Source organism: Burkholderia sp. E168m23, from assembly GCF_016586125.1.
Classification (GTDB): Bacteria; Pseudomonadota; Gammaproteobacteria; order Burkholderiales; family Burkholderiaceae; genus Burkholderia; species Burkholderia orbicola.
Genome location: NZ_BCPP01000132.1, coordinates 1 through 10,397, shown reverse-complemented (window position 1 = coordinate 10,397; position 10,397 = coordinate 1). Strand labels below are relative to the sequence as shown.

At 68.2% G+C, this 10,397-nt stretch carries 10 protein-coding genes; 1 reads left to right on the top strand and 9 read right to left on the bottom strand.

Features of this window, described 5'->3' with window-relative positions; all coding sequences use genetic code 11:
- The 9 genes from bioB to aceK form a co-directional block, all read right to left on the bottom strand.
- On the bottom strand, nucleotides 1-595 hold a 595-nt coding region (gene bioB, locus JMF90_RS09785; RefSeq protein ID WP_201325073.1), incomplete at its 3' end, for a biotin synthase BioB.
- Nucleotides 596-636: 41 nt separating this feature from the next.
- Nucleotides 637-1,356, bottom strand: coding sequence for a dethiobiotin synthase (gene bioD, locus JMF90_RS09780; protein ID WP_077180401.1), 720 nt, complete (start codon nucleotides 1,354-1,356; stop codon nucleotides 637-639).
- Nucleotides 1,353-2,573: an 8-amino-7-oxononanoate synthase gene (gene bioF, locus JMF90_RS09775; protein WP_077180400.1), complete on the bottom strand. Its 1,221-nt coding sequence runs from the start codon at nucleotides 2,571-2,573 to the stop codon at nucleotides 1,353-1,355. The genes bioD and bioF overlap by 4 nt, the downstream gene beginning before the upstream one ends.
- Nucleotides 2,570-3,916, bottom strand: coding sequence for an adenosylmethionine--8-amino-7-oxononanoate transaminase (gene bioA / locus JMF90_RS09770; RefSeq protein WP_171984273.1), 1,347 nt, complete (start codon nucleotides 3,914-3,916; stop codon nucleotides 2,570-2,572). The genes bioF and bioA overlap by 4 nt, the downstream gene beginning before the upstream one ends.
- A 516-nt stretch (nucleotides 3,917-4,432) precedes the next feature.
- The gene (locus JMF90_RS09765; protein ID WP_201317029.1) at nucleotides 4,433-5,704 is read right to left on the bottom strand and encodes a dienelactone hydrolase family protein; all 1,272 of its coding nucleotides are present in this window, start codon (nucleotides 5,702-5,704) and stop codon (nucleotides 4,433-4,435) included.
- Nucleotides 5,705-5,810: 106 nt separating this feature from the next.
- Nucleotides 5,811-6,245 (bottom strand): YchJ family protein, encoded by a 435-nt coding sequence (locus JMF90_RS09760; RefSeq protein WP_175809922.1) that lies wholly within the window; start codon nucleotides 6,243-6,245, stop codon nucleotides 5,811-5,813.
- 42 nt (nucleotides 6,246-6,287) lie between these two features.
- Nucleotides 6,288-6,965: an SDR family oxidoreductase gene (locus tag JMF90_RS09755; protein WP_011546335.1), complete on the bottom strand. Its 678-nt coding sequence runs from the start codon at nucleotides 6,963-6,965 to the stop codon at nucleotides 6,288-6,290.
- Between the two features lie 112 nt (nucleotides 6,966-7,077).
- On the bottom strand, nucleotides 7,078-7,845 hold the full coding sequence (gene can / locus JMF90_RS09750; protein ID WP_011546334.1) for a carbonate dehydratase: 768 nt from the start codon (nucleotides 7,843-7,845) through the stop codon (nucleotides 7,078-7,080).
- Between the two features lie 56 nt (nucleotides 7,846-7,901).
- A complete protein-coding gene (gene aceK / locus JMF90_RS09745) occupies nucleotides 7,902-9,719 on the bottom strand; it encodes a bifunctional isocitrate dehydrogenase kinase/phosphatase (protein WP_054928097.1) in 1,818 nt (605 codons plus the stop codon).
- Between the two features lie 302 nt (nucleotides 9,720-10,021).
- Here aceK and JMF90_RS09740 point away from each other — a divergent pair.
- The coding region (locus JMF90_RS09740; RefSeq protein WP_201325072.1) for an MBL fold metallo-hydrolase at nucleotides 10,022-10,397 on the top strand (376 nt) is incomplete at its 3' end.

Here is a 10,397-nt window from a genome sequence, read left to right as displayed (position 1 = left end):
CGCGCACGCGGTCGAGCGTGTCGAGGCGATCCTGGTACGTGCGCGTCGAGATCACCTGGCCGTAGAACTCCGGCGACGTGTCGAGGTTGTGGTTGTAGTAGTCGAGGCCCGCATCGGCGAGCTGCCGGGCCTGTTCGTTTTCCAGCATGCCGAGCGTCATGCAGGTCTCGAGACCGAGCTCCTTCACGCCGCGCACCATCTCGGTCAGCGCCGGCATGTGGCGCTCCTTCGGGTTGCGCCACGCGGCGCCCATGCAGAAGCGGCTCGCGCCGTTCGCCTTCGCCGCGCGCGCGGCGTCGAGCACCGTGTCGACGTCCATCAGCTTCTCGGCCTTCAGGCCCGTGTCGTGATGCGACGACTGCGAGCAGTAGCCGCAATCTTCCTCGCAGCCGCCCGTCTTGATCGACAGCAGCGTCGACAGCTGCACCGCGTTCGCGTCGAAGTGCTCGCGATGCACCTGCTGCGCGCGGAACATCAGATCGTTGAACGGCAGCTCGAACAGCGCGACGACGTCGGCGACGCGCCAGCGCTGCGACGCCGGGGCGGCCACGGGGATCGCGGCGGGTTGCACGGCGGCGGTCTGGGCTTGGGTCATTTCGTTTTCCTGTCCTGGGCGGGATTGGGGGATCGGTTGGGTCAATGCCGCGCGGCGCGCAGCGACTCGACGAGCGCGGCGATGTCGAGCATCGCCGCGGCGGATTCGGGGGCGGCCGGCGTCATGTGCGCGATGCGGCCGATGAGTGGCGCGCGGTGCTCGCGCGCAAGCCAGTCGCGAATCGTCGCGACGTTCTCGTCGGCGAACGACATGGCCGGGTCGACGTGGTTCGCGACCCAGCCCGCGAGCGTGAGGCCGCGCTGGCGAATCGCATCGGCCGTCAGCAACGCGTGGCTGATGCAGCCGAGCCGGACGCCGACCACCAGCACGACGGGCAGGCCCAGCGCGACCGCAAGATCGGCGGTGTCCTGCGTATCGTTCAGCGGCACGCGAAAGCCGCCGACGCCTTCGACGACGACCACGTCCGCGCGCGTCAGCGCCTCGCGATGGCACGCGACGATCGTGTCGAGGTCGAGCGTCACGCCTTCCTGCGCGGCGACGATATGCGGCGCGGCCGGCGCTTTCAGCAGGAACGGCGTGCGCAGTTCGGGCGGCAGCACGACGTTCGCGGCGGCGTCGAGCTGGTCCGCATCCTCGTTGCGCCACACGCCGTCGCGTTCGTACGCGCCGGCCGCGACCGGCTTCAGCGCGGCCGCGCGCAGCCCGTGCCGCGCGAAGCCGTGCAGCATCGCGGCCGACACGAAGGTCTTGCCGATCTCGGTGTCGGTGCCGGTGACGAAGACGGAGAGCGGGGCGGTCATGCTGCTGCCTCCTGCCGGGCCGCTCCAACGGAGGCCGCGGCCGCCTCGCTGGCCTCGATCAACGCGGCTTCGAGCCTGGCGAGATCGTCGAACGAATGCGCGGCCGACAGCGACACGCGCAGCCGCGACGTGCCGGCCGGCACCGTCGGCGGCCGGATCGCGGGCACCCACAGGCCGTGCGCGTCGAGCGCGCGCATCGCCGCGAGCGTCGCATCGTTGCTGCCGATCACGAGCGGCTGCACGGCCGTGTGCGAATCGACCGGCTGCCAGCGCGTATTGCGCAGCAGCGCGCGCGTGCGTTCGATCAGCGCGGCGAGGTGCGCGCGGCGCGCGTCGCCTTCGTCGCCCGCGATCACCTTGAGGCTTGCCGACACGGCATGCGCGACGGCCGGCGGCGCGGCGGTCGTGAAGATGTAGCTGCGCGCGCGCTGGATCAGCCATTCGATCACGGTTTCATGCGCGATCACGAACGCGCCGGCGACGCCGGCCGCCTTGCCGAGCGTGCCGACGTACACCAGATGCGGCGAACGCAGCGCGGCGGCCGCGAGCGCGCCGCGACCCTGCGGGCCGAGCACGCCGAAGCCGTGCGCGTCGTCGACGACGAGCCACGCGCCGTGGCGTTCGGCCAGCGCGACGAGTTCGGCGAGCGGCGCGAGGTCGCCGTCCATGCTGAACACTGTGTCGCTGACGATCAGCTTCGTTTCGGCCTCCGATGCGTCGAGCAGCGCGGCGAGCGCGGCCGTATCGGCGTGCGGATAGACCTGCACGTTCGCGCGCGACAGCCGCATGCCGTCGATCAGCGACGCATGGTTCAGCGCATCGGAGAAGATCGTCGCGCCCTTGCCGGCGAGCGCCGTCATCGCGGCGAGGTTCGCCATGTAGCCGGTGCTGAAATACAGCGCGCGCGGCGCATCGGAGAAGCCGCCCGCGAAGCCCGCGAGTTCGTCTTCCAGTCTGGCGTGCGCGCGCGAATGGCCGCCGAGCAGGTGCGAGCCGCCGCTGCCGGAGCCGTAGCGCTGCGCGCCTTCCGCGAACGCGGCGACGAGCGCCGGATGCGCGGCGAGGCCGAGGTAGTCGTTGCTCGCGAAGCCGACGATTTCGCGGCCGTTCACGGTCATGCGCGCGTCGCACGCGGTGTCGGCGATGCGGCGCACGCGGCGCAGCCCTTGCGCGTCGAGGTCGGCGAGGCCGCGTTGCAGGGTGTCGAGCAGGCTCATCGGCCGAGATCCTCCAGCGTCGCGTCGAGCGTGTCGCGCGTGCGCTGCGCGAGCCACGCGATGTCGTCGTCGCTCATCACGTATGGCGGCATCAGGTACACGGTCGTGCCGATCGGGCGCAGCAGCAGCTCGCGTTCGAGCGCGTGTTCGAAGAAACGCCGCGAGAAGCCGCGCGCCGCGTCGCCGTCGAGCGTGACGTCGAACGCGAACAGCGTGCCGCGTTCGCGCAGGTGGCGCACCTGGCGGTGCGCGTCGAGCGGCGCGAGCGCGGCGCGCAGCGTCGCCGATTTGCGGGCATTGCTCGCGAGCACGTCGTCGCGCGCGAACAGGTCGAGTGTCGCAACGGCCGCGCGACATGCGAGCGGGTTGCCGGTGTACGAATGCGAGTGCAGGAAGCCGCGCGTCGTGTCGTCGTCGTAGAACGCCGCGAACACGTCGTCGCGCGTGAGCACCAGCGACAGCGGCAGGTAGCCGCCGCTGATCCCTTTCGACAGGCAGATGAAATCGGGCCAGACGCCGGCCTGCTCGCACGCGAAGAAGGTGCCGGTGCGCCCGCACCCGACCGCGATCTCGTCGGCGATCAGGTGCACGCCGAATTCGTCGCACAGCGCGCGCAGCCCGCGCACGTACGACGGATCGTGCATCGCCATGCCGGCCGCGCACTGCACGAGCGGCTCGACGATCAGCGCGGCGATCCGGTCGCCGCGTTCGACGAACAGACGCCGCACGTCCGCGAGCGCGCGGCCGGCGACGTCGGCGGCCGTCTCGCCCGGCAGCGCGCCGCGCGCATCGGGCGACGCGACCACGTGCGCGTGGCGGATCAGCGGGTCGTACGCATCCTTGAACAGCGCGACGTCGGTCACGCCGAGCGCGCCGATCGTCTCGCCGTGATAGCTGTTCGCGACGCAGACGAATTCCTGCTTGTTCGCGCGGCCGCGGTTGCGCCACGCGTGGAAGCTCATCTTCAGCGCGATCTCGACGGCCGACGCGCCGTCGGATGCGAAGAACGCATGGCCGAGCGTGCGCGCGGTGAGCGCGTGCAGCCGTTCGGCGAGCTCGATCGCGGGTTCGTGCGTGCAGCCGGCGAGCATCGCGTGCTCGAGCGTGTCGAGCTGGTCCTTCAGCGCCGCGTTGATGTCCGGGTTCGCATGGCCGAACAGGTTGACCCACCAGGAGCTGATCGCGTCGAAGTAGCGGCGGCCGTCACGGTCGTACAGCCACAGGCCCGCGCCGCGCGCGACGGGGACGAGCGGCAGGCGCTCGTGATGCTTCATCTGGGTGCAGGGGTGCCAGACCGCGCGCAGGCTGCGCGCGACCCAGTCGTCGGTGGCTGGCGTACTCAAGGCGACTCCGGGGGTAAAACGACCGCGCGGCATCGACGGGATGCCGCGCGGCGGGACACGAAACGCGCAGAGATTAGCGTGTTCCGCCGGACGTTGCACTAGCGGTTACAAACGCCGCACAGCCTTACTGGGCGGGAGTTCGGCGCAGTTCGGGGGTGCTCGGAACGGAACGCGGCGGATCAGGCGAAATGCGCGCAGATGACGACGTTCGAGTGACACCCCCCGACAGAAAAAAATCGTGGGCCGGGGCGCGATGGAGCGTCGAAATAGGGGGAGCAATGAGGGTGAGATGCTGACGGCGACAAGGGGGGCGAACTGGTTGTGCGCGGGATCGATCGACGCGGGGCGGCGCAACGCCGGACGACCGGACGAAATCTGGCGCGAATTCAGGTCGATTGCTCGTAAAAACGAGCATTACGCGGCGTGTGCTCGATTTGACAAGCAGGCGGCGGAGTGCCGCGGTGACGTTGAATCGACGGCGCGCGAAGGGGAAGCGGGAGAAACGACAACCGCGCGTCAGCGCGAAGCCAGCGCGCGCGTATCGGTGGCGCGGGTGTTGTCGCCGCCGTTGTCGGCCGTCTGCGTCGTGCTGTCGTTCCACACGACGCGGTCGTTGACCGCATACAGCCGGCAGGCGCCCGCGCCTTGCTTCGCGCAGTTGTCGAGCGCGAGCGCCATCGGATCGTCGCCGCCTTCGGCCCACGACCACGCGCCTTCCGACGACACCGCGAACGCGCGGCTCGGATGCTGGTTCAGGAAGCGGCGATAGCCTTCGCGGCCGGCTTCATCGACGTAAGGCACCGCGTTGACCGCGTCGATCGACGCATAGCCGGTAGCCTTCGGTTCGTGCGGGTTCGCGACCGCATAGCGCACCGCGGTCGGCAGGTTCAGTTCGGCGAGGAACGCGTGCACGGCCGGCCACCAGACGGGCACGCCGTCGCGATCGACGATCAGCCGGTGCGCATCGTCCTTGTAGCGGCCGAAATCGATGAACTGCGCCTGCGTGCCGTGCGACACGTACGCATCGTGCATCTGCGCGACGAGCGCGGGCGTCCACACCGAATCATTGTCGCCGTACAGCCACAGCGACCGCACGGCCGTGTGCGCACCGTATTGGTCGAACGCGTCGACGAGGTTGCGCTGCCAGCCGTCGCACAGGTCCTGGCGCAGCCCGCCGGAGAAGTTGATGATGCCGCGCACGCCCGCCGCGGCTTCGGTGCCGTAGGCGACCGACACGAGCCCGCCGTGCGACGTGCCGGCGACGACGATGCGCGACGCATCGACGTACGGCTGGCGCGCCATGTAGCGTACCGTCGCATCGACGTCCGCGGCCTGCGCGAGGCCGTTCTTGCCGACGTTGCAGCCTTCCTGCCGGTACGTGCCGTCTGAACCGGCGAAGCCCTGGCGATTCGGCGCGATCACCGCATAGCCGCGGCGCACGAATTCGCGCGCGAACGCGAGCGGCCGGCTGCGCGGCTGCTGATGGAGATCGCCGGTATTTTTGCCGTGGTTGAAGACGACGAGCGGGAACGGGCCGGGGCCGTTCGGCTTGAAGAGCGTCGCCTCGAGCGTGACGGCGCCCGACGCGTCGGCCGGAATGCGGAGGATCTGTTCGTTGAGGTCGGCGGCAACCTGCGGCAGGTTCGCGTCGGCGTAGTCGAAGTGCTCGGCGTGCGCGAGCGACCCGCTGGCGCCTGCACCCGTGTTGGCGCTCGGCAGCGTACCGGCCTGAGCGGCCGACAGCGCACAGGCCGCCATCCATCCCACCAATACCTTGCTGAACGCCATCCGTAAGCCCTGCCATGCAACATGACCAATTCGAGCCCATCGTAGCCCGACAAAATCAGGTTGTGCAATGCGGGAATAACCCGGCGTCTGACATGGCAACTATTTGTCAGCGTTCACTTACTTCGCCGTCGACATAGCGCCAGAATCCCTGCTCGTCGCGCTCGAAACGGCTCGTCTCGTGCAGCCGGTAGGCGCGGCCGCCGACCTTGTAGCGGGCCACGAATTCGACCTCCGCGTGCCGGTCGTCGAGTGGCGCGTGGCGTTTGACCGCGAGGCCCAGCCAGCGGGGCGCGTCCGGCGCGGTGGGGTCGGTGTCGAGATCGGGCGGGCAGGTGCGCGCGGCCCACGTCGCGCGCAGGTAATCGGTCGCGCCGAGGACGTACGCGCTGTACCGCGAACGCATCAATTCGAGTGCGGTTGGGACGGCTTCGCCGCCGTCGATGAAGCGGCCGCAGCAGGCTGCATAGCGCGGCGCCGGCGATTTAGCGGGCGCGGGAGACGCGCCGCCGCACGGGCACGCGTCAGGTCGGGTCAAAATCATGCGAAATGTGAATTAACAACGCTGAGTTGCCGGCCGGCGCACTCACCAGCTCAGCTCGACGCCGTCGTACTGGAAGAACCGGCCGTTCGCCTGGGACACGTCCGAAGCGGATTCGGCGATCACGCGACGCATGCCGGTCACGCTCGTTTCCGGATCGATCGCGGCCTGCGCGCCGCCCATGTCGGTGCGCACCCAGCCGGGATGCAGTGAAATGCACGCGGCATGGCGCGTCTGCAGCGACGCGATGCGCAGCGCGTCGTTCAGCGCGGCCTTGCTCGCGCGGTACAGCCAGCCGGTCGTGCCGGTCGCCTCGGCGATGCTGCCCATCCGGCTCGACACGACGGCCAGCACGCCGCGCGCGTCCTCGACGAGCGGCAGCAGGATCGGCAGCAACTGCATCGGCCCGCGCACGTTGGTATGCATCACCGCGTCGAAATCCTCGGCGGTGATCGTCTCGACGCCTTCGGTGCGCGGCCCGTACACGCCCGACACCAGCACGGCCGCATCGAGCCGTTCGCCGTCGAGCTTCCAGCCGAGCGCCGCGATCTGCTCGGGCCGCGCGATGTCGAGCGCATGCGGCTGCGCGCCGAGCGCGCGCAGCGCGTCGAGCGATGCCGCGTCGCGTGCGGTGGCGATCACGTTCCAGCCGTCGCGCCGGTATTGCCGGACGAATTCGCGGCCGAGGCCGCGCGATGCGCCGACGATCAATACGGTTTTCATGTCCGTCGCTCCTTGGATTGGCGCCGCCGTGGCAGTGCCGGTGTCAGATCCGTTCGATGCGTGCCGCGCCCGCGCGGCAGCCGCCGCCGGGCAGCTGGCGCGTCACCGCACGTTACTGCGCGTCGTCGCACGGCTTCAGCGTGGCGGCGACCGCCTGCGCGACGCCGTCGAGCTGCGCGGCGTCCGCCGCGACCATGTCGTTGTCGGGCGCATGTTGGCCGCGCGCGGTCAGCGCCGCCACGCAGCGCTTGTAGGTTGCGTCGAGCGCGTCGAAGTTCGACACGGACATCCCGAGGTTGCGCATCCGGCCGTCGTGCACGCCGTACACGAGCCCGTGCACGGTGAGCGACTGGCCGCGCGCCCACGCGTCGTTGACGATCGTCGTGCGGCACACGTTGACGACCTGTTCGATCGAATTCAGCTCGATCAGGCGACGGTAACGCGCTTCGCCGACCGGCCATTCGTCGAGCAGGGCCGCATGGCGCTCGCGCACGTCCTGCACGTGATGCAGCCAGTTGTCCGCGAGGCCGACGCGGCGGTTGTGCAACGCCGCGTTTACGCCCGAGCAGCCGTAGTGGCCGACGACCATGATGTGCTTCACGCGCAGGATGTCGACCGCGAACTGGATTACCGACAGGCAGTTCAGGTCGCTGTGCACGACCACGTTCGCGATGTTGCGGTGCACGAACACTTCGCCCGGCGGCAGGCCGATGATCTGGTTCGCCGGCACGCGCGAATCCGAGCAGCCGATCCACAGATATTCCGGCGCCTGCTGGTCGGCGAGCCGTGCGAAGAAATCGGGATCGTCGGCGAGCTGGCGCTTGACCCAGGCATCGTTGTTGTCGAACAGATGTGAAAGCGGATTGTCTTGGGTAGTCATCGGTGTGGATTCCGTTGGCGGAAATCAAGTCGATATCGGATCGGGTGTTACCGGCGTCAGGCGGCGCGCTGCGCGTCGCCTGCGCCGTCGTTCTCGCCCGTCGCGCCGAAGCGCGCGGGGTAGCGCACGCAAAAACGCAGGGTCGCGTCGTACGGATAAAAATCGGGCAATTCGCCCTGCATCAGCTTGTCCTTGCTCGCCTGCCACAGCGCGGGGTCGAAAAAGTCCGCGTGATGCTTCATGAAGACGCTGCGCACGCGCGGGTCGCCGAGCAGGAACGGCCCGTAGGTCTCCGGAAAGATGTCGTGCGGGCCGACGGTATACCACGGTTCGCCGGACAGCTCGTCTTCCTCGTTGCGCGGCGGCGGCACGCGCCGCACGTTGCAGTCGGTCAGGTATTCGATCTCGTCGTAGTCGTAGAACACGACGCGGCCGTGGCGCGTGACGCCGAAGTTCTTGTACAGCATGTCGCCGGGGAAGATGTTCGCCTTCATCAGTTCCTTCACCGCGTTGCCGTATTCCTTCACGCCGTGCTCGACGTCCGCGTCGCTGCCGTTCTGCAGGTACAGGTTCAGCGGCGTCATCCGGCGCTCGATGTACAGGTGCTTGATCACGAGCTTGTCGTCCTCGTATTCGAGCAGCGACGGCACTTCCTTCTCGAGTTCGCGCACGAGCGCGTGATCGAGCCGCGCGAGCGGCAGCGCGACGCTCGAATACTCGAGCGTGTCGGCCATCCGCCCGAGGCGGTCGTGGCGCTTCACGAGCTGGTACTTCTCCATGATCTGCGCGCGCGTCGTTTCCTTCGGCGGCGGGAAGTGGTCCTTGATGATCTTGAACACGTACGGGAACGACGGCAGCGTGAACACGAGCATCACGAGGCCCTTGATCCCGGGCGCGATGATGAAGCGGTCGCTCGAATGCGACAGATGGTGCAGCAGGTCGCGGTAGAACAGGTTCTTGCCCTGCTTCTGCAGCCCGACCGACGTGTAGATCTCGGCCTTCGGCTTGCCCGGCATGATCGTGCAGAGGAAATCCACGTACGCGGACGGCACGCCCATGTCGACGAGGAAGTACGAATGCGAGAAGCTGAAGATGATCTGCAGCAGGTCGCGGCGCAGCAGCACGGTGTCGAGCGCGAGCACGCCGGGGCGCACGTGGCGGATCGGCACCGCGAACGGCAGCACGCGGTCGGCGTTGATGATGCGGCCGACGATGTACGCGCTCTTGTTGCGGAAGAACAGCGACGACAGCACGTGGATCTGGAAATTCGGCGCTTCGTCGAAGTGGCCGAATTCGTCGTCGATCGCCTGCATCACGCAGCCGATGTCGCGCGTGAGATCCTCGAACGGCGGGTCGAGCTGGAAGTTCGTGACGATGCGCTCGAGCGTGACCGCGAGCCCGTCGGTGCCCGGATAGTACGCGCGGTAGGTCGGTTTCGCGGCCGGCTCGTCGTTCTCCAGATACTCGGTCGAGATCGCCGGGCGCACGAAGATGAAATCGTTGCTGAAATACGAGCGGTGCAGGATCTTGCAGCACACCGAATTGAAGAAGGTTTCCGCGCACTCGGGCTGGCGGTGCGACGTGAGCAGGCCGATGTAGTGCAGCTTGATCTGCTGCCACACTTCGTCGTCGATGTTCTCCGCGTCGTATTCGTCTTCCAGCACCTCGACGCATTCCTTCACGCGCTCGTCGTACGACGTGATCCGCTCGCGCGCGAGCCGCTGCAGCCCGTGCCAGTCGCCGCGCTCGAACAGCGTCTTCGCATCGACCGCCGCTTCGCGGAAGATCCGGTAATGGCGATCGAAGTATTCGAGCATCGTCTGCGCGACGTCGAAACCGATCTGCGACGACAGCAGTTTGGGGAAGTGATTCATCGCGTGCAGGCTCGTTCAAGGGGCTGTAAGCACCCGCCATTTTAGCGCCCAAGTCGGCGTTTCAATGACTTTCGGCGGGGCGCGTGAGCGGTCGCCAATCGGCGTGTTGCTCGCCGTTAGGGGCCGTTCGGTGCAACTTCGCGTAAAGATACGGGTACGGAACCGATTCTGACACGAACTTTTTTTGACGGGCCGCCGGGCGCCGGGCACGTCTTTCTCGCGACGGCGATAGAATCGACGCACCGCCCGCCGCGCGTGCCGCCGGCGCGCATTCGCACCGATAACGACGAGACGCCCCACCGATGAACGCCCTGGAACACCAACTCGATTACCCCTTCGCCGATAAGCTGCCCGCCGCGGGCGACACGTTCGAGGTCGCGCCCGGCGTGCGCTGGCTGCGCATGCCGCTGCCGTTCTCGCTCGATCACATCAATCTCTGGCTGCTGCGCGACGAGATCGACGGGCAGGCCGGCTGGACGGTGGTCGATTGCGGGATCGCGTCGGACGTGATCCGCACGCACTGGGAGCAGATCTTCGACACGCAGCTCGACGGCCTGCCCGTGCTGCGCGTGCTCGTCACGCACTGCCACCCCGATCACTTCGGCCTCGCGAACTGGCTGTGCGAAGGCGGTGACAAGGGCCGCTGGAACGTGCGGCTGTGGATGACGCTCGGCGAAT

Coding starts and splice junctions, on each gene's coding strand:
- bioD (WP_077180401.1), bottom strand. CDS start 1,356: ATGACCGCCCCGCTCTCCGTCTTCGTCACCGGCACCGACACCGAGATC.
- bioF (WP_077180400.1), bottom strand. CDS start 2,573: ATGAGCCTGCTCGACACCCTGCAACGCGGCCTCGCCGACCTCGACGCG.
- JMF90_RS09765 (WP_201317029.1), bottom strand. CDS start 5,704: ATGGCGTTCAGCAAGGTATTGGTGGGATGGATGGCGGCCTGTGCGCTG.
- JMF90_RS09760 (WP_175809922.1), bottom strand. CDS start 6,245: ATGATTTTGACCCGACCTGACGCGTGCCCGTGCGGCGGCGCGTCTCCC.
- JMF90_RS09755 (WP_011546335.1), bottom strand. CDS start 6,965: ATGAAAACCGTATTGATCGTCGGCGCATCGCGCGGCCTCGGCCGCGAA.
- can (WP_011546334.1), bottom strand. CDS start 7,845: ATGACTACCCAAGACAATCCGCTTTCACATCTGTTCGACAACAACGAT.
- aceK (WP_054928097.1), bottom strand. CDS start 9,719: ATGAATCACTTCCCCAAACTGCTGTCGTCGCAGATCGGTTTCGACGTC.